The sequence below is a fragment of the Gottschalkia purinilytica genome (assembly GCF_001190785.1).
Taxonomy (GTDB): Bacteria; Bacillota; Clostridia; order Tissierellales; family Gottschalkiaceae; genus Gottschalkia_A; species Gottschalkia_A purinilytica.
This window is the reverse complement of sequence record NZ_LGSS01000008.1, coordinates 71,686-90,777: the sequence shown is the minus strand read 5'-3', so window position 1 is coordinate 90,777 and position 19,092 is coordinate 71,686. Positions and strand designations below refer to the sequence as shown.

17 protein-coding genes and 1 other annotated feature are annotated in these 19,092 nt (G+C 27.8%); of the genes, 14 read left to right on the top strand and 3 right to left on the bottom strand.

The window, feature by feature from the left end:
* Window position 1 precedes the first annotated feature (1 nt).
* Together CLPU_RS09500 and CLPU_RS09495 are read left to right on the top strand one after the other, a co-directional pair.
* On the top strand, window positions 2-868 hold the full coding sequence (locus tag CLPU_RS09500; RefSeq protein WP_050355419.1) for an ABC transporter ATP-binding protein: 867 nt from the start codon (window positions 2-4) through the stop codon (window positions 866-868).
* Window positions 869-2,080, top strand: a complete 1,212-nt coding sequence (locus CLPU_RS09495; protein ID WP_050355418.1) for an ABC transporter permease — start codon at window positions 869-871, stop codon at window positions 2,078-2,080.
* A 58-nt stretch (window positions 2,081-2,138) separates the two neighbouring features.
* Here CLPU_RS09495 and CLPU_RS09490 read toward each other — a convergent pair whose 3' ends face one another.
* Window positions 2,139-3,725: an ABC-F family ATP-binding cassette domain-containing protein gene (locus CLPU_RS09490; RefSeq protein ID WP_050355417.1), complete on the bottom strand. Its 1,587-nt coding sequence runs from the start codon at window positions 3,723-3,725 to the stop codon at window positions 2,139-2,141.
* Window positions 3,726-4,097: 372 nt separating this feature from the next.
* Here CLPU_RS09490 and CLPU_RS09485 point away from each other — a divergent pair, with 372 nt between their 5' ends.
* The 4 genes from CLPU_RS09485 (at window position 4,098) to CLPU_RS09470 (ending at window position 8,124) form a co-directional block, all read left to right on the top strand.
* Window positions 4,098-5,198, top strand: coding sequence for a sulfate ABC transporter substrate-binding protein (locus tag CLPU_RS09485; RefSeq protein WP_050355416.1), 1,101 nt, complete (start codon window positions 4,098-4,100; stop codon window positions 5,196-5,198).
* Between the two features lie 77 nt (window positions 5,199-5,275).
* Window positions 5,276-6,127, top strand: coding sequence for a sulfate ABC transporter permease subunit CysT (gene cysT, locus CLPU_RS09480; protein ID WP_050355415.1), 852 nt, complete (start codon window positions 5,276-5,278; stop codon window positions 6,125-6,127).
* Window positions 6,128-6,138: 11 nt separating this feature from the next.
* A complete protein-coding gene (cysW, locus tag CLPU_RS09475) occupies window positions 6,139-7,020 on the top strand; it encodes a sulfate ABC transporter permease subunit CysW (RefSeq protein WP_082154168.1) in 882 nt (293 codons plus the stop codon).
* Window positions 7,021-7,050: 30 nt separating this feature from the next.
* A complete protein-coding gene (locus CLPU_RS09470; protein WP_050355414.1) occupies window positions 7,051-8,124 on the top strand; it encodes a sulfate/molybdate ABC transporter ATP-binding protein in 1,074 nt (357 codons plus the stop codon).
* Window positions 8,125-8,271: 147 nt separating this feature from the next.
* Here the strand turns inward: CLPU_RS09470 and CLPU_RS09465 are convergent, their stop codons facing one another.
* Together CLPU_RS09465 and ilvA are read right to left on the bottom strand one after the other, a co-directional pair.
* Window positions 8,272-8,823 (bottom strand): DUF4240 domain-containing protein, encoded by a 552-nt coding sequence (locus CLPU_RS09465; protein ID WP_050355413.1) that lies wholly within the window; start codon window positions 8,821-8,823, stop codon window positions 8,272-8,274.
* Window positions 8,824-8,939: 116 nt separating this feature from the next.
* Window positions 8,940-10,184, bottom strand: a complete 1,245-nt coding sequence (gene ilvA / locus CLPU_RS09460) for a threonine ammonia-lyase (protein WP_050355412.1) — start codon at window positions 10,182-10,184, stop codon at window positions 8,940-8,942.
* Between the two features lie 128 nt (window positions 10,185-10,312).
* Window positions 10,313-10,563, bottom strand: a binding site (T-box leader).
* Between the two features lie 237 nt (window positions 10,564-10,800).
* Here ilvA and mntA point away from each other — a divergent pair.
* The 8 genes from mntA (at window position 10,801) to CLPU_RS18135 (ending at window position 19,023) form a co-directional block, all read left to right on the top strand.
* Window positions 10,801-11,214, top strand: coding sequence for a type VII toxin-antitoxin system MntA family adenylyltransferase antitoxin (mntA, locus tag CLPU_RS09455; protein WP_050355411.1), 414 nt, complete (start codon window positions 10,801-10,803; stop codon window positions 11,212-11,214).
* 244 nt (window positions 11,215-11,458) lie between these two features.
* Window positions 11,459-11,845: a (deoxy)nucleoside triphosphate pyrophosphohydrolase gene (locus tag CLPU_RS09450; RefSeq protein ID WP_050355410.1), complete on the top strand. Its 387-nt coding sequence runs from the start codon at window positions 11,459-11,461 to the stop codon at window positions 11,843-11,845.
* A 288-nt stretch (window positions 11,846-12,133) separates the two neighbouring features.
* Entirely contained in the window at window positions 12,134-12,751 is a 618-nt protein-coding gene (locus CLPU_RS09445) for a DUF4004 family protein (RefSeq protein WP_050355409.1), read from the top strand.
* A 9-nt stretch (window positions 12,752-12,760) separates the two neighbouring features.
* Window positions 12,761-13,552, top strand: coding sequence for a hypothetical protein (locus CLPU_RS09440; protein ID WP_050355408.1), 792 nt, complete (start codon window positions 12,761-12,763; stop codon window positions 13,550-13,552).
* A 149-nt stretch (window positions 13,553-13,701) separates the two neighbouring features.
* The gene (locus CLPU_RS09435) at window positions 13,702-14,640 is read left to right on the top strand and encodes an ABC transporter ATP-binding protein (protein WP_050355407.1); all 939 of its coding nucleotides are present in this window, start codon (window positions 13,702-13,704) and stop codon (window positions 14,638-14,640) included.
* A 12-nt stretch (window positions 14,641-14,652) separates the two neighbouring features.
* The gene (locus CLPU_RS09430) at window positions 14,653-15,396 is read left to right on the top strand and encodes an ABC transporter permease (RefSeq protein ID WP_050355406.1); all 744 of its coding nucleotides are present in this window, start codon (window positions 14,653-14,655) and stop codon (window positions 15,394-15,396) included.
* On the top strand, window positions 15,393-16,385 hold the full coding sequence (locus CLPU_RS09425) for an ABC transporter permease (protein WP_050355405.1): 993 nt from the start codon (window positions 15,393-15,395) through the stop codon (window positions 16,383-16,385). The genes CLPU_RS09430 and CLPU_RS09425 overlap by 4 nt, the downstream gene beginning before the upstream one ends.
* A 61-nt stretch (window positions 16,386-16,446) precedes the next feature.
* Window positions 16,447-19,023, top strand: coding sequence for a winged helix-turn-helix domain-containing protein (locus tag CLPU_RS18135; protein WP_050355404.1), 2,577 nt, complete (start codon window positions 16,447-16,449; stop codon window positions 19,021-19,023).
* Window positions 19,024-19,092 lie beyond the last annotated feature (69 nt).

Below are 19,092 nucleotides of genomic sequence, written 5' to 3'. Positions count from 1 at the left end.
AATGAAACTAGAGATGTTAAATATAACAAGGAAATTTTCTGATAAAGTTGCTGTAAATAACTTTTCTTTTACTATGTGTGAAGGGGTATATGGATTATTAGGTCCAAATGGTTCAGGAAAGACAACTTTAATGAGAATCCTAGCGGATGTATTAAGGCCTACAAGTGGAAAAGTTCTCGTAGATGGGATAAATAAAAGTGATATGGGAGAAGAATATAGAGACCTATTAGGTTATCTTCCACAAGATATAGGATATTATAAAAACTTTACACCTCAGAAGTTCTTAGAATATATAGGTGCATTAAAAGATATAAACAAAAAGGAGGCCAAAGAAAGAATTGATACTCTTTTAGAAATAGTAGGTCTTACCAATGAAAGAGGAAAAAAAATTAAAAAACTTTCTGGTGGAATGAAACAGAGACTTGGAATAGCACAGGCTCTTTTAAATGACCCTAAAATTTTAATATTAGATGAGCCTACGGTAGGTCTTGATCCTAAAGAGAGAATTAGATTTAGGAAATTAATTTCCGATATATCAAAAGACAGAATAGTTATTTTATCTACTCACATAGTATCAGATATAGAGTATATAGCAAAAGAGATAGTTTTAATAAAAGAAGGTAACTTTATAAAATCATCGACCTGTAAAGGATTGTTAGAAGAACTAAATGGAAAAGTATGGAGTATAACTATAAATGAAGAATCTCTGAGTGACTATGAAGCTAATTATCAAATTGTAAATATGATAAGAAAAGAAGATGGAATTGAGCTAAGAATATTAAGTAATCAAGAGGTTGATAATACAATAGGGATTCAGCCTAACCTTGAAGATGTTTATATGTATTACTTTAATGAAAGGGTGAATTAGATGGAGCTTTTAAAATATGAATTATATAAAATATTTTCGAGGAAAAGTATATATATAGTCTTTATACTAATGATTTCAATTACTTTTTTACCAAGAATTATAAGTGAAAACCAATGGATAAAAAAAGCATATGAATATAGTCAAGAAGAACTATATAATTACTTGAAGCAATTTGAAGGTAGTATAAATAAAGAGAAAGAAAACAAGCTTAAGGAATTAGTAGATGAAAATAATAAGGATAAAGAGTATTATAAAAAAAGTAAGTATGTATATTTTAACTATATGGTTCAAAGTAGACCAAGAGTAATAGCTATTTCAGATATATTGAGACATGAAAAAAAGCCCTTTAAATTAGAAGAATATAGTTACCTTAATAATGATTTTAAAGGATATACAATGGATGAACTTGAAGAAAGTTTAAGCAATCTTAAAAATGAGGGAAAAAAGGATACATATGACTATAAAAATAAATTATTGGCAAAACAAATGTACGAGAAGTTAAAGCAACCTGAGTTCAAATATGCAGAGGTAGGAAGTATTATCTATGACAATAATATAATATTTGCAGTACTTTTTGGTATAATGCTTTCTCTAGGTATTTCACCTATTTTTTCAGAAGAGTATAAAGATAACGTAGCACCCTTAATATTGTCAAGTAAAAAAGGGAGAAAGAATATTGTTAAAGTAAAGATTATAGCATCAATTATATATTCTACACTTATAGTATTACTGATTCATTTTATGGAGATTCTTACTACAATAAAGACATACGGTATTCATGGATATGAAGCTCCTATTCAAAATATGCTTGGATTCATTAATTCACCATATAATTTAAGTATAGGTCAGTTTTGGGGAATATATGTATTAACTAGTATTATAGGAGCAATATTATTTTCATTAGTTATAATTTTAGTATCACAAATTAGTAAATCATCAATGATTACATTATTTACTTCAGCATGTATACTTTTCTATCCTATAATTTTAAAAGATATAATACCAAATAAAATAGAATTCAAGAAGGCATTAATCGATATAAGTATTACTCAAATTTTAAATGTTAAAGGTATATACCAATTGTTTAGTACTATTAATATATTTGGAAAACCTATACTTTATCCATATTTTATACTAATTTTTAGTATTATATTAGGAGGAGTGCTGTGTCTATTTATACATAATAGTGTGAAAAAACAAGAAATATCATAGACTATATTTCAAATAAAAAGAGTACCAGGATTTTAGATCTGGTACTCTTTAAAATATATTACTTTTTACTTTCTAAATATTCATCATATGTCGTTTGCTTATCAATTAAACCTTCAGGAGTAATTTCAATAATTCTATTTGCTATAGTTTGAATAAATTGATGGTCATGAGAAGCAAATAAAATATTACTCTTATAGTCTTTAAGACCATTATTTAGAGCAGTGATAGACTCAAGGTCTAAGTGGTTTGTAGGTTGATCAAGAATTAATACATTTCCATTACTTAACATCATTTTTGAAAGCATACATCTAACTTTCTCTCCTCCAGAAAGAACTTTTGCTTGTTTTAAAGCTTCTTCTCCAGAGAATAACATTCTTCCTAAGAATCCTCTCAAATAACTTTCAGATTTTTCTTCAGAGAACTGACGTAACCAGTCTACAAGATTTAAATCTACGTTATTGAAGAATTCAGAGTTATCTTTAGGGAAATAAGAAGTAGTGATAGTAACTCCCCATTTGAAAGATCCACTATCTGGTTCCATTTCACCTGTTAATATTTTAAATAAAGTAGTATTAGCAAGTTCGTTTTCACCTACAAATGCAATTTTATCATCTTTACCTACTGTAAAGCTTATATTATTTAGAATTTTTTCACCATCTATTGTTTTAGATAAGTTTTCAACCATCAGTATATCATTTCCAACTTCTCTTCCTATAGTAAATCCTACATAAGGATACTTTCTACTAGATGGCTGGATATCATCTAAAGTAATTTTATCAAGTAATTTTTTACGAGAAGTAGCTTGTTTAGACTTAGAAGCGTTAGCACTAAAACGTGCAATGAATTCTTGTAATTCTTTAATTTTTTCTTCTTTTTTCTTATTCTGATCTCTCATCATTTGAAGGGCTAATTGACTTGATTCATACCAGAAATCATAGTTACCAACATATAACTTAATTTTTCCAAAGTCTACATCAGCTATATGAGTACAAACTTGATTTAAAAAGTGTCTATCATGAGATACTACTATAACTGTACCTTCAAAATTTATTAAGAATTCTTCTAACCAGTTAATTGAGTTAATATCTAAGTGGTTAGTAGGCTCGTCCAAAATCAAGACTCCTGGTTTTCCAAATAAAGCTTGTGCTAGTAATACCTTCACTTTTTCAGCACCTGTTAATTCTGATACTGTTTTATAGTGAAGTTCTGTACCAATACCAAGACCTTGAAGTAAAGAAGAAGCTTCTGGTTCTGCTTCCCATCCATCTAATTCTGCAAATTCACACTCTAATTCTGAAGCTTTTATTCCATCTTCATCAGTAAAGTCGGGTTTTGCATAGATAGCATCTTTTTCTTTCATGATTTCATAAAGTCTAGCATTTCCCATTATAACAGTATCTAAAACTGGATAATTATCATACTGATAATGATCCTGTTTTAAAACAGACATTCTAATATCAGAAGGAATACTAACTTCTCCTGTATTTGGATCTATTTCTCCAGATAAAATTTTTAGAAAAGTACTTTTACCAGCACCATTGGCACCTATAACACCATAACAATTCCCTGGAGTAAATTTTATATTTACATCTTCAAAAAGTTTTCTTTCTCCGTACCTTAAACTTACATTAGTTACAGTAATCACAGCAATACCATCCTCTACCTAAATTTTAGTAATCTCTGCGTATTATATCATAAATCTGCTATGATTTCATCTATGAAAATTAAGATTTAATAGAATAAAGTGGAGAAGTAATATATTTTATTACACTGTTGAAATTCTCCACTTAAAAGCTTATCTATTATAGAAAAGATAGATGAAATAGAAAATTATTCTTGACAATACATAAAATGGACACTAAAATAGGATTAACCAATAGGAATAGTATGAATTAAATTGAGTTAAAACTTATAATTTTTATAAGATAAATAAAAATTAATATTTTATTTTTAATTAATAGTATTATCAAGCATTAATGGTCTTTTATGATAATCAGAATATAAGGGGGATGGGATTATGCCAAAGTTAAAGAAGGGAAACAAGAAATTTTTAAAAGGAAAGCTTAGAATCATATTATTAGTTATAACTATTATAGCCACTTTAGGAACACTAGCAGGTTGTGGAAAGAAAGAAACTAAAAAAAGTAAAGATAATAAAACACAACAAGCTTCAAGCTCTCAACCTATAAAATTGCTTAATGTTTCATATGATCCAACTAGAGAATTATATAAAGAATTCAATGAATCATTTATTAAACATTGGAAAGAGAAAACAGGAGAAGTCGTTGATATACAACAGTCTCATGGTGGATCGGGAAAACAAGCACGTTCAGTTATCGATGGATTAGAAGCTGATGTTGTTACGTTAGCACTTGCATATGATATTGATTCAATTAATACGAAAAAGGAACTTATTAAATCTGACTGGCAAAAACGTCTTTCAGATAATTCAACACCTTATACATCTACTATTGTTTTTCTAGTACGTAAAGGGAATCCTAAGAACATTAAAGATTGGGATGATTTAGTAAAACCAGGCGTTTCAGTTATTACACCAAATCCAAAAACTTCTGGAGGAGCTCGCTGGAACTATCTCGCAGCTTGGGGATATGCATTAGAGAAAAATGGTAAGGACCAAAATAAAGCCAAAGAATTTGTACAAAAGTTATTTAAAAATGTACCAATTTTAGATACAGGGGCTAGAGCTTCTACTACAACATTTGTTGAACGTGGTATAGGAGATGTTCTAATAGCTTGGGAAAATGAAGCTTATTTAGCTGATAAAGAATTTGGAGAAGGAAAGTTTGAGATAGTTATACCTTCGGTAAGTATCTTAGCAGAACCACCAGTATCAGTTGTAGATTCTAATGTAGATAAAAAAGGAACACGTAAAGTTGCTGAAGCATATCTTGAATATCTTTATTCAGATGAAGGTCAAGAAATTGCTGCTAAGAATTTCTATCGTCCAAGAAGTGAGAAAGTATCTAAAAATTATGAAGATAAGTTTCCTAAGATAAACTTATTTACAATAGACGAGGTTTTTGGAGGATGGCAAAAAGCTCAGGAAGAACACTTTAATGATGGTGGTATCTTTGATGAAATATATATAAAGAAGTAATGAAATGAATAGAATGATGGACCTTTTAGGTTCATCATATCTATATTAAGAACTATTTCAAGTTAAGAGGTGTTTATATGAAGTCATTTGTTAAGTCCTTAAAAATTAAAGAATATAGTATAATACCAGGTTTTGGACTGACAACAGGCTTTACAATATTGTATATAAGTTTTCTGATATTAATCCCTTTATCTATGGTATTTATAAATTCATCAAACATGGGATGGGATAATTTTTGGAAGGTAGTTACTGAAGAAAGAGTTTTAGCTTCTTTTAAAATAACATTTGGAGCTGCTTTCATAGCTACTCTTATTAATACAATATTCGGATTGTTGTTAGCATGGACGTTAGTTAGATATGATTTTGTAGGTCGTAAGATTATTGATGCTATTATTGATTTGCCATTTGCTTTACCAACAGCAGTAGCAGGTATAACTTTAACCACATTATATTCTCAAGAAGGTTGGATAGGTAAATATCTTAATTTACTAGGAATAAAAGTTTCTTTTAGTTTTCTAGGTATAGTTGTAGCACTTAGTTTTGTTGGGTTTCCATTTGTAGTTAGAACAGTTCAACCAGTTTTATTAAATCTTGATAAAGAATTTGAAGAAGCTGCATCTACCTTAGGAGCAACACGAATACAAACTTTTATTAAAGTTATATTTCCAGAAATGTTACCAGCTTTATTAACAGGATTTTCTTTAGCATTTTCTAGGACTTTAGGAGAATATGGATCAGTTGTATTTATATCTGGAAACATGCCTATGAAAACGGAAATATCGCCATTAATCATAATGACTAAACTAGAACAGTATGATTACTCTGGAGCTACGGCAGTTGCTGCTGTAATGCTGATAATATCCTTTATTATGCTCTTTATTATAAATTTATTTCAATGGTGGAATGCCACTCGACATAATATAAGATAGGGGGTGAGGATGTGAGCGAAAGTATTGCTATTGAAGAAAAGAAAGTTCCTACACCTAAAGTAAAAAATAGTTCGATAAAGGAATCGAAGATAGTTCGTAACATATTAATATTTATTTCTATGATTTATGTTGCACTGATATTAATAGTACCATTAATTGCTGTTTTTACTAAAGCATTTGAAAAAGGATTTTCTGTATATATGGGTGCTATTACCGATCCTATGGCATTAGAGGCACTAAAATTAACCTTATTAACTGTAGCAATATGTGTCCCTATAAATACTATTTTTGGAATAGTTGCTTCATGGGCAATAGCTAAATTTGAATTTAAGGGAAAAAATTTATTAATTACTATTATTGACTTGCCATTTGCAATTTCACCAGTAATAGCTGGATTTATTTTTGTACTACTATTTAGTGATACACACGGATTATTTGGAAATTGGCTATCATCTAATAATATAAAGATAATTTTTAATACACCTGGAATCATTATTTCTACTATATTTGTTACTTTTCCTTTTGTTGCTCGTGAGCTTATACCATTAATGCAATCTCAAGGGAGTTCTGAAGAAGAAGCAGCTTTGACTCTTGGAGCAAGTGGATGGAAGACTTTTTGGTTAGTTACATTGCCAAATATAAAGTGGGCTCTTTTGTATGGAATAGTGCTCACAGCAGCTAGATCAGCTGGAGAGTTTGGAGCAGTATCTGTAGTTTCAGGACATATTAGAGGAGTTACAACTACGCTACCTTTACATGTAGAAATATTATATAACGAGTATAACTTTACATCTGCATTTTCTGTAGCATCTTTACTAACTATCATAGCTGTGATCAATCTTATAATTAAAAATATCGTTGAGAAACAGAACAGAAAAGAGTTAGATAAGTAAAATCAATATATGAAGTAAGGGGAGATTGTTGTGGGTATAGAAGTAACTAATATATCTAAAAATTTTAAAGATTTTAAAGCTCTGAACGATGTTAACCTAAAAATCAATACAGGAGAACTGGTTGCACTATTAGGTCCTTCTGGTTCAGGAAAAACCACTTTATTAAGAATTATTGCAGGTCTTGAGAATCCAGATGAAGGGAACATATCTTTTGATGGAGAAGATCTTACGGATAAAAAAGCACAGGATCGTAATGTAGGATTTGTATTTCAACATTATGCCCTATTTAAACATATGACTGTTTTTGAAAATGTAGCTTTTGGATTAAAGGTACGTTCACGTAAATATAGACCTAGTAAAAGTGAAATTAGTCAAAAGGTTAGTGAATTATTAGAACTTGTAAAAATGAGAGAACTAGCAGACAGATATCCTTCACAGTTATCAGGTGGTCAAAGACAAAGAATTGCTCTTGCTAGAGCTTTAGCAGTAGAGCCTAGAGTGCTTTTACTTGATGAACCTTTCGGTGCACTTGATGCTAAAGTTCGTAAAGATTTGAGAAGATGGTTAAGGAAGCTTCATGACGATATGCCAATTACCAGTATATTTGTAACTCATGATCAGGAAGAAGCTATGGATGTAGCAGATAGAATAGTTATATTAAATGGTGGAAAGATAGAACAAATAGGAACACCTGAAGAGGTTTATGAAAATCCTGAAAATCCTTTCGTCTATAACTTTCTTGGTAATGTAAATTTATTTCATGGAAGAGTTCATAATGGTAAGGTACAAATTGGTGGACTTGAACTTGATGCTCCAGAATATAATAATACTACTAATACTGAAGCAATAAGTTACGTCCGCCCACATGATATAGAAATAAGAAGAGAAAATAAAGGAGAAGATTTCATAAAATCAAAAGTGTTCTTTATTAGATCAATAGGACCTATAGTATATTTGGAACTAAAAAGAGAAGATACAGGAGAATATTTAGAAGCAGAATTAACTAGAGAAACTTACCTAAATTTAAATCTTAAAGTAGGAGAAGAAGTATTTGTAAGACCTAAAGATGTAAAGGTATTTATACCAGAGGATTATGTTATTTAGTAGTTAATGTTTTACTATAAGTGTTTGACAAGAACTACATTAATATATAAAAAAGCCTTTTAAAGTATATGATATAAAAAACTATGTTTACTTTAAGAGGCTCTTTGTTTTATGAGAAATGAGAATAAGTTACATATATTATTTATATTAACCTAATGGATTTTCTCCAAAACGATCCCATAACTTTGGAAACAGAACCATCAAATCGTCTTCATCTTCCCAATCAAATTCTATGTTATCTCGATTACATTCATATTCTCTTTCTTCTACTCTTGATAGAAATTCATCTGAGGCTTCATCACAGTCAACATCACCTGTCTTTTTCAATGAATAAGCTTCCATTGCAATATAAAGCATATCTTCTAGTTCTGGAACAATTTCTTCTTCTTCATAAAAATCTGGAATGCATTCTGCAAGAAATTCAGGGTTTTCTAATGTTAATTCAAATATTTCTTGTCCCTGTGCAATAAGCCAACATCTGAAATATTCAAAGCAATCATCTGAACATCCACCCATAATCAAATATCCCGCACCCCATAAATGAGATGTGTAAGATTTATCTAAAGCATTTTTTAAGTGAATTTCATAATCTATAATTTCATCATCTGTTTTTTTAGATAAGTGTTCAATCAGCCATTCAAAAGGTTCATCATAAGACTGCATCTGTTTAATAATATCCCAAAATTCTTTTTCATTCATTTGTGTATACTCCTTTATCCAATTTTAGTTCTAATATTGCTATATAATCTTTTACTTTAATTTAACTATATCTTATTATGGAGTATAGGTTAAAACTAAACAATAGTTTTTTATAATTAATAAACCCTAGTTATACTATATCCTTTTTGTTGTAATACAGATAGAATCTGCTCAATATGCTTATGTCCATTAGTTTCAACAGTTACTTCAAGTTGTACTTGAACAAATCTATCAATAGCTTTAAATTGATTATGCTCTAGTTTAACTATATTTGCATTCAAGTCCGAGAGTATTTCAGAAACTTTTAAAAGTTCTCCAGGCTTATCAGGTAAATCAACAGAAAAACAGAAGATACGTCCACGTGATAATAGACCTTGGTTAATCATAGATGATATATTTAGAACGTCTATATTACCACCACTAACAACACAGACTACTTTCTTATTAGTTTCTTTAACTTTCTTAAGTCCTGCTAGAGATAGAACTCCTGAATTTTCCCCTATGAATTTATGCTTTTCTAAAAGAATTAAGAAAGATTCCATGATGTCAAAGTCTGAAACAGTAACAATTTCATCTACATATTCTCTTATAATTGAAAAGTTCAAATCACCAGGTTCTTTTACAGCAACTCCATCAGCAATTGTATTAACTTTATCAAGATAGGTAAGTTTATTATTATCCACAGATAATTTCATAGCTTTTGCCCCTTCAGGCTCTACCCCTATAATTTTAACATTAGGATTAGCAGACTTAGCAGCTATAGCAACACCACTGATAAGACCACCTCCACCTATAGGAACTAGGATACAGTCTACATCTTTTAGTTCTTCTAATATTTCAAGTCCAATAGTTCCTTGACCTTCAATTACATCTAAGTCATTGAAAGGATGAATAAATACATATCCGTTTTCTTTTTCTAATCTTCGTGCTTCTGCATAAGCTTCGTCATAACAATCGCCACATAGCACTACATTTGCACCATAACTTTTAGTTGCTTCAACTTTAATTAGTGGTGTTGTTTTAGGCATTACAATAGTCGCTTTTACTCCAAGCTTTTGAGCAGCATAGGCAACGCCTTGAGCATGATTTCCAGCAGAAGAAGCAATAAGACCTTTCTGTCTTTCTTCTAAAGATAATTTGCAAATTCTGTTGTAAGCACCACGAATTTTAAAAGAGCCTGTAGTTTGTATATTCTCTGGTTTTATATAAACTTCATTTTCATATTCTTCACTAAAAATATTACTATATATTAAATTAGTTTTCTTTAGTGTACCTTCTAGATTCTTTCTTGATTCTGGAAAGTTTAAGTGTTTTACAATATTATTAACATCAAAAGATTCTTTTTTATTTAAAACAGCCATGATTTGATCCCTCACTATTATTATTTTATATAAACAATTAATTTCTAATCTTATCTTATTAGATAAGTAAATTTTCGATTTAAAGGTAACTTATATAATAAAAAAGCTCGCCCATGAAAGATAATTCTTTCAAGGACGAGCATAACTCGCGGTACCACCTTGATTATATTCATTAAAAAATGAATATCCCTTTTTCAGTTCCAGCAAACCTAAGTCGTTAACGAGACTAGTCGATATCTTCTAATAGTAAAAAGTTATTTTTACGTTCAAAGATATAGCTCAGGAGTGATCTGTATTTTTGCACAGTATTGACTTTCACCAAACGTCAACTCTCTTGAACTGTTAAACATAAAATACCATTCTCCATCTTAGCAAATATTGACCAAATTTTTAGAATATTTTATTTAATAACTTAACATGATTTCTAAATGTTGTCAAGAAAAATAAAAAAGTTAAGTATGAATTTTAAAAATAAGTAGTTTTATTTATAAAGTATGTTTAATTAAGAAAATATTATAAAGACTTCTATTCACAACTATGAGAATAATAGGTACAATATGATATATATGGTAATTACTTTAAAAAGATCGACCTGATAATATAAAGTTATCAAGGAGTGAAAAAAGTACAAAAAAATTTTAATGAAGTTAATAATATTTTAAAAGAAAATATAGGTTATTTAGCGGAGAAGTATAATATTGTTCTGATATACGTTTTTGGCTCATATGCAAAGGGAACAAATAATCATAATAGTGATTTAGATATAGCTATCTTGACAAAAGAAAAGTATGATTCCTTTATTAAGTTAGAAATACTAGGTGAGCTTATAGATATTTTTAAAAGAGATGATATAGATCTGGTTATATTGAATAAAGCAACATCTGTTATGAAGCATCAAGTAATAAAATATGGGAAACTAGTTTATATGAAAAATGAAAACATAAAAGTGGAATTTGAATCAAAAGTTCTAAGTGAATATATGGATATGGAGTACTTTAGAAGAGTTCAAAGAACTCTAATTTATAAATAAGATATTATTTTAGATGTTTTAAATAATAGATTATATGACTTTATTAACTTTATAGGCTATATAAATAGATGGATAGATACAACTAATATAATTTAATATTATCTAAATAAAAGGGAGATAATTATATGTATACATTTGTTCCTATAAATACAGTTATAATTATACTATTTACCATAATATTAATATATGGTATAGGAAAAGTTATATTTAAATATAAACGAAAGTAAAAAGAAAGGAAACACAAATGATAGACGTTGTTGCTGGTATATTAATAGATAATAATAAAGTACTTATTGCTAAAAGAAAAGAAGGAAAAAGTATGGCTGGATATTGGGAGTTTCCAGGAGGAAAAGTAGAATCAGAAGAAAAACCAGAAGATAGCTTAATAAGAGAACTAAGAGAAGAGATGAATATTAAAATTGATATTGATAAAAAGTTCGGTGAAAGTATATATGACTATGGCAATATAGAAATTAAACTTATTGCATTTTTAGGAAAGATTATAGAAGGAAACATTACTTTAAAAGATCATGATGAATATAGATGGGTCGATTATAAGGACTTGGATAAGTTTACTTTTTCACCTGCAGACATTTCTTTTGTTAAAAAGTTATGTATTAAAGGACTATAGATTTAAAATGATTTATCATTAAGAGCATTATTATAAAATCTTATTATATTTTAATTTAAAAGCATATTGAGTAATAGACTATAAAAAAGTGGCTATTGTAAGTAAAAACAAATAGCCACTTTTAATATATAGATATTTATATAATGTTGTGGACAATTATATAGATTAATTTTAGCTTTTATGTAATAAAGTAAACAAGATTAATATTGTAAAAAAATAGCTTTTAGTTATTAAAAAAATATTTACAACGTAACAATGTTATGTTACATTAATTATAGGGGTGATTTAATGAATGAGGAGCTAATATCTAAGAAAGAGTTGTTAAAATCAACAGGTATATCTTATGGTCAACTCTATAGATGGAAAAGAAAAAAACTAATACCAGAAGAATGGTTTATAAAAAAGAGTAGCTATACTGGGCAAGAAACATACTTTCCTAAAGAAAGTATATTACAAAGAATAGAGACTATAATGAACTTAAAGGATGATATATCTTTAGATGAATTAGCAGAGATGCTTTCTAATAAAGGATTAAAAAGAAAAATAATGAGAGAAGAATTACTTGAGAGAGGCATAGTTTCTGAAAAGATTCTAGAAAGTTACGAAACAATGTTTCGTCATCAAGAGTCATATGATTTTGATAGAGTAGTTATAATAAGTTTATTTAATGATATTCTGAATTCTAACAAAATCTCTATATCAGAGACTAAAGGTATGATTAATTTAATAAATAATACTTTTGATAACATTACAAATGATACAAGAATTATATTTATAAAGTCACTAGGAATTGGTGGATGGATACTTACAAAAGACAGTGAAATAATCATAGATAATTCATTTGAAAAAGTATTTGATATAAATATTTCTCAATTTATAAGTAATTTAAAATTAAAATTTGATTAGGAGGTAATTATGAATTCTTTTGATAATAAAGATTTAAAAATAAATGGATCCGGATCTTTTGCAGGAGGAGAGTTTGATACTGTAAAAGTTAATGGCTCTGGTAGAATAACTAGTGATGTAAAAGCAAAATTTATAAGAATAAATGGTGACGTTTTATTCTCAACTAATGTAGAAGCAGGAGAATTTAAAGTTTATGGAAATTGTAGAATAGATGGAAATCTAAATGTTGATACATTTAAAGTATATGGATCTAGTAGTATAGAGAAAGACATAAAAGCTAATGAAATGAAGATTTATGGTGATACGATAATAAAAAATAATTTATCAGTAAACAGATTGTCTATTACAGGTTCCGTAAGTTGCGATAAATCTATTAAAGGTGAGAATATTGATATATATGGAGAACTTATTACAGACGAGGACTTAGAAGGTGAGAACGTAAAGGTATTAGGAGCTATTGAAGTCAACGGATTATTAAATGCTGAAGAATTACTCATAGAGAGTTATGGTACATCGAAAGTTAAAGATATAGGGGCTACTACAATATCAATAAAAGAAAACTTAGAAATGGATTCTTTATTTATGAAACTTGTTAGACTATTTAAGAGAAAGACAGGAAACCTAATTGCAGAAACTATAGAAGGGGATAATATTTATTTAGAAAAGACGACAGCTAAAATTGTAAGAGGAAATAATATAGTTATAGGAAAAGGATGTAACATAGAATTAGTGGAGTATAGAGATTCATTAAATATAACTGATGATGCTAAAGTAGACAATTCAAAAGAAATAGATGAATAATCAAAAATTATATCAAGAAGGTTATCATAATTTTAATTACAATTTGATAATTAAAATTCTAAAAATATATTTAATCAAAAATCAACCTAACGGTTGATTTCTTTTTTTAGTTTATTTTCTATAATAAATTAAGAAAGGAGATGCGATACATGGAAGCAATGATATGTGTAGAAAATATAAATAAAAGCTATAAAGATAATAAGGTATTAAAAAATATATCTTTTGATGTGAATAAAGGTGAAATTCTATGCTTTCTAGGACCTAATGGAGCAGGCAAGAGTACAATGATCAATATTCTATCAACTGCTCTAGATTATGATAATGGAGAGATCAGATTTTATGGGAGAAAAGTAAGAAAAAACGATAGAGATTTTAAAAAAAATCTTGGAATTGTACCTCAAGACTTAGCTATTTATGAAGATATATCAGCAGAAGAAAATGTTAAATTTTTTACATCTCTTTATGGAATAAAGGGAAAAGCACTAAATGAAAATGTAGAGAAAGCATTAGATTTTGTTGGACTGTTAGATAGAAGAAAAGACAAACCTAAAACTTTCTCAGGTGGTATGAAAAGAAGACTTAATATAGCGTGTGCAATAGCTCATAATCCCAAAATAATTATAATGGATGAACCGACAGTAGGAATTGACCCACAATCTAGAAATCATATACTAAATTCTATTAAAATGCTAAGAGACAAAGGAGCTACAATTATTTATACAACTCATTATATGGAAGAAGTTGAAGAGATATCTACCAGAATTATCGTTATAGATCATGGAGAGATTATAGCAGAGGGCACTAAGGAAAAGCTTAAAGAAAAGTTTGATAATGAAAAGATCTACTATATTGAAATAAATAATGTGGAAGATTTGAATAAAGATGAGTTTTTTCATATTGAAGGTATAAAGGATGTAAGTATACAGAATGGAAGTATTAAGGTATCTACACTAAGGGGAATAGAAAATCTAGATAAATTAATTGCTTTTATAATGAAAAAAGGACTAAAAATCAATAATTTAATTACTGAAACTCCTAGCTTAGAAACAGTATTTTTAGAGCTTACAGGTAGAACTTTAAGAGATTAGGGGGGTTATAAAATGGTTTTTTATACTCTGTTTAAGAGAGACTTAATAAATATTGTCTTAAATCCTGTGTTGTTTTTATCTAATACGATATTTCCTTTTCTACTTGTGTTATCATTAGGATATTTAATGAACGGGAATTATCAAGGAAATGAAGTAACTTCATATGATTACTATGGTATTACTATGCTGATATTTACTACATTGAATGTTTCTATGACGTCAGCTAATAGCTTCATGGAAAAGAGTTTAAAGAATAGTAACTTAAGAGTTTTGTATTCTCCTATTAGAATTTCATATGTTTATTTATCTAAGATTCTAGCAACTTTTGTATTCACTTCTATATGTCTATTACTTCTAATGATATTTTCCAATATAGCTTTAGGTGTAAACTTCGGAGGGGCAAAAGTTATATATGTTATTATGATGATTTTATCCTTTAATCTACTATCTTGTACTATAGGTGTATTTTTCTGCTGTATTTTTAAAGGTGAAGAGTTATCTAATAAAATATTAAGTATAGTAAATAATATTCTTGCAATTTTAGGAGGGTTATTTTTTCGAATAAGTGGTTTTGGTAAATTAGCAGAAAAACTTTCAAGTATATCCTATGTTAAATGGATACTAGAAGGAATATTCAAAGTCATATACGATCAAGATATAAGTTATTTCTTACCTGTTACAATAGTTCTTTTAATGCTCTCTGCTATTTTAATGTTAGGCTGTAAATTTGTCTTTAGAATGGAGGATTATGTATGATGGGTGTGTGGGTTATATTAAAAAATAATTTTCGTAGAGCATATAGTAATAAAAATTATGTTACTAACTTTCTAATAATGAGTTGTTTATCCCTTATTCTTGCAGTATACTTTACATCTCATTTAAAAACTGATTTAAATATAGCTTGGGTTACGAGTTCTAATGATATTCCTAAGATATCTTCATACTCAAATATAGAAATATTAAAAGAAACTCCTAGCAAATCTGAACTTGTTATGAATAAGTATGATGCAGTAGTTATTGAAAAAGGAAATAAGAAGTATGAAGTGAATACTATTAAGGGTAAAGACTTTAAAGCAAAAATTGAAAATTTTATTAAAAATCCATCTGAATTTAATCCGAATAATGAAAATGAAAATAAAAGAGGAGTGGGCACTAATATATTAGGATATATGCTTATGTTCATATTATTACAAGGTGTATTTTTTATGAGCTTTTTTACAGAAGATAAAGAAAATAAAGCTTTTAAAAGAATTATTACCTCTCCTATATATATGAGAAATTATATAGCTGGACATTGTATTTTTAACTTTATTATAGTTTATGTTCCTATATTGACTATGCTATTTATAATAAAACAAATTTTTAAGATAGATATAGGGTTTAGTTATTCACAGTATGGGTATTTATTAGGAATTATCGTATTGTTTTCAGTAGCTTTCTCTTTATTCATATCAACTGTAGTTGAAAAAATGGATGATGTTATGAGCCTATCTTCTAGCATTATTGTTTTAACTTCAATTTTTTCAGGGAGTTTTTATTCTATAAATAATACTAATATATTTTTGAAGAAACTTATAAATTTACTTCCACAAAAGAATTATTTAGATCTAGCCCAGGGTATAGAGAGTGGAAAGCCTATTATGAATTACGTACCTCAAATTGGGTATCTATTAACTTTAGTGATTTTACTTTATGGTTGTGGAATAATTATCTGTAAAAGAAAATTTAATGAAGGGCGATATTAATATGTTATTGTAATATAATAAAAATTAAAGAGATATATTAATCGTTGATTAGGGTGATTATATGAAGTCTAATTTGAAGTTCATATCTACAAAGCTAAAAATGCCTTCTCCAAGAAAAAACTATATTATAAGAGAAGAATTATTTAAAAAGCTAGAAAATATTTTTAATTACAAAGTTACTATGATTAGTGGTATGGCAGGAAGTGGCAAAACCACTCTGCTAACTTCATTCATTAAAGAAAAAGAATTTACTAATTTTAGATGGGTTACATTAGATGATGATAACAATAACGTGTTTTCATTTTGGTATTATTTTTTAGAAGCAGTTCAAGGTATTCTAGGAGATCAAAGTAAAGATATCATAGATTTATTTGAAAAAATAGTTCATAAGGAAGATATAGAAAATATAGTAACTATTCTGATTAATCAACTTCAGATAAATGAAGATATATTTATTATTTTAGATGATTTTCAATATATAAAAGATGAATACTTAATAAAGACTATAGAACTTTTCATAAAATATTCTTCTGAAAAGATTCATTTAATAATATTAACACGTGAAGAATCAAAGATTTACTTAGGACATTTAACTATATCTGGAAGTCTTTTAGAAATATCTGAAAGAGAATTAAAATTATCTAGTGATGAAGCAATGAGCTTCTTAAAAGGTACGTTAAATTTAAACTTAGAAAGTACACTTATTAATAAGATGGAAAAGATATCAGAAGGCTGGATAGGAGGACTGCAGCTTATTGCTTTAGCATCATCTAATAATAAGAATTGGATAAAAGATATTAAAGTGTTAAATAAATATGTCGTTGAATATCTGTCCAATGAAATATTACAATCCCTAAAAGAAGAAGAAAAGAACTTTTTAATTAGAACTTCTATTTTAAGATATTTCAATGAAGAAATTTGTAACAATCTTTTAGACAAAAACAATTGTGGCGAGATTATAGATGTATTATTAAGTAAAAATCTATTTTTAATTACTATAGATGAAGATAAACATCTATATAGATACCATAATATATTTGGTAGATTTCTAAGACTACAATTTTCTAGTCTTGATGAAAATATAAGAAGGGATATTCATTTAAAGGCGTCTGAAATATATGAGCGAATAGGGGACTTAGATGAAAGTATAAGACATGTACTAGACATAGAAAACTATAAACAGGCAATAAGAATCATAGAAAAAATGGGACAAAATCCGAAAGGATGGGAATACTTACATCGAATACCTTTAGAATATATTAAACATAATAGAGATATTACTTTACAAAAGATTTTTTATCATTTTTGTAATATGGAATTTGAACAAGGAAAACATATGTTAGATGTATTAAAAAATCAAATAGAGGATGAAAAAGTATTAAGAATTCTCCAGTTTTCAATGTTATTTATTGAAGATAAATATTTAGATGAAGATACTATATCTCTACAAGATATAGAGGAATTAAATTTAAGTAATGTAACAAAATCTATAGTTTATTTAGAAATGTCTGTTTTCTTAAGTATGAGAAGTAAATATAAAGAAGCATTAGAACTAATAAATAAAACTATAGAAATAGAAAAACATATTGAAAACCCATATATTAGATTCTTTATGTTAACTTTAAAGGCCCAAATTAAAGAAGAATTAGGGGATTTAAATGAGTCTGAGGTAATTTATAAGGAAAACTTCAAATTAATTGAGAAACATGCTTTCTTATATCCACTATCTGCTAATAACTATATAGCGGCTACAGGTGTATACCTAAAAAACTTAAACTTGGATAAAGCAGAGGAATTTTTAAATAAAGGTAAATTTGTAATGCACAAAAGTTATATTTCTTTGAATAGAGGATATATGCATAACCTTATGGAGCTCTATATTTTAAGAGGTAGTAGAAAAGAAGCATTGGAACTAATTAACGAACTTGTAGAACTTGATACTCATGAAAATTCTATGTATGTTGCATCTATATTAAAATACTTACTTATTTTAGATAATATGGATAATGAGCTATTGAAGAAATTTATAGATATGTATAAAAGTAATAATGGAAAATCAATTAGATTAGAAGACCATCTCTTATATGCAAGGATATTGTTATCAGAAAATAGAAATGAAGAAGCATTAGAGTTAATTGATACAATTCTTTATATTACTAGAAAAGATAAAATTAAAGTTGCATTGATAGAAGGATTATTTTTAAAAATAAATATTTTAGAAAAGGATTTTCAATATAATAAAAGAGAAATTATAAACTTACTGAGAGAAGCAGTTTACTATAGCTATGAAAATAATATTAAGTTTTCATATATTTTGGTAGGAGATAAGGTTAAATCGTGGATTAATCTACTTAAATCTGAAAGAAAAGAAGATCTGAGTACACCTGAAATAAATTTTTTAAATGAGATTATGTTGATTTTAAATAAAGACTGTGAAGAAAAGATTTTAAGTAATAGAGAAATAGAGGTTTTAGATGAAATAGTTACAGGGGCTTCTAATAAAGAAATAGGAGAAAGACTAAATATATCTATTTCCACAGTAAAAACTCATATTATAAACATTTATTCTAAGCTCCAAGTTTCAAACAGAGTGGAAGCTATAGAGAAAGCAAGAAAAAAAGGTATAATAACTAGCTAAATATAAGTAGAGATATAGGCTAAAAGGCAAATAAATTATATTAATATAATTTATTTGCCTTTCAAGCTT

What these genes read in the sequence shown, in the direction of transcription:
- ilvA (WP_050355412.1), bottom strand. Translation starts at nt 10,184, where the DNA reads ATGGCTGTTTTAAATAAAAAAGAATCTTTTGATGTTAATAATATTGTA.
- CLPU_RS09440 (WP_050355408.1), top strand. Translation starts at nt 12,761, where the DNA reads ATGAATTCTTTTGATAATAAAGATTTAAAAATAAATGGATCCGGATCT.
- cysT (WP_050355415.1), top strand. Translation starts at nt 5,276, where the DNA reads ATGAAGTCATTTGTTAAGTCCTTAAAAATTAAAGAATATAGTATAATA.
- CLPU_RS18135 (WP_050355404.1), top strand. Translation starts at nt 16,447, where the DNA reads ATGAAGTCTAATTTGAAGTTCATATCTACAAAGCTAAAAATGCCTTCT.
- CLPU_RS09435 (WP_050355407.1), top strand. Translation starts at nt 13,702, where the DNA reads ATGGAAGCAATGATATGTGTAGAAAATATAAATAAAAGCTATAAAGAT.
- CLPU_RS09465 (WP_050355413.1), bottom strand. Translation starts at nt 8,823, where the DNA reads ATGAATGAAAAAGAATTTTGGGATATTATTAAACAGATGCAGTCTTAT.
- CLPU_RS09430 (WP_050355406.1), top strand. Translation starts at nt 14,653, where the DNA reads ATGGTTTTTTATACTCTGTTTAAGAGAGACTTAATAAATATTGTCTTA.
- CLPU_RS09450 (WP_050355410.1), top strand. Translation starts at nt 11,459, where the DNA reads ATGATAGACGTTGTTGCTGGTATATTAATAGATAATAATAAAGTACTT.
- CLPU_RS09485 (WP_050355416.1), top strand. Translation starts at nt 4,098, where the DNA reads ATGCCAAAGTTAAAGAAGGGAAACAAGAAATTTTTAAAAGGAAAGCTT.
- CLPU_RS09500 (WP_050355419.1), top strand. Translation starts at nt 2, where the DNA reads ATGAAACTAGAGATGTTAAATATAACAAGGAAATTTTCTGATAAAGTT.
- CLPU_RS09495 (WP_050355418.1), top strand. Translation starts at nt 869, where the DNA reads ATGGAGCTTTTAAAATATGAATTATATAAAATATTTTCGAGGAAAAGT.
- CLPU_RS09425 (WP_050355405.1), top strand. Translation starts at nt 15,393, where the DNA reads ATGATGGGTGTGTGGGTTATATTAAAAAATAATTTTCGTAGAGCATAT.
- CLPU_RS09445 (WP_050355409.1), top strand. Translation starts at nt 12,134, where the DNA reads ATGAATGAGGAGCTAATATCTAAGAAAGAGTTGTTAAAATCAACAGGT.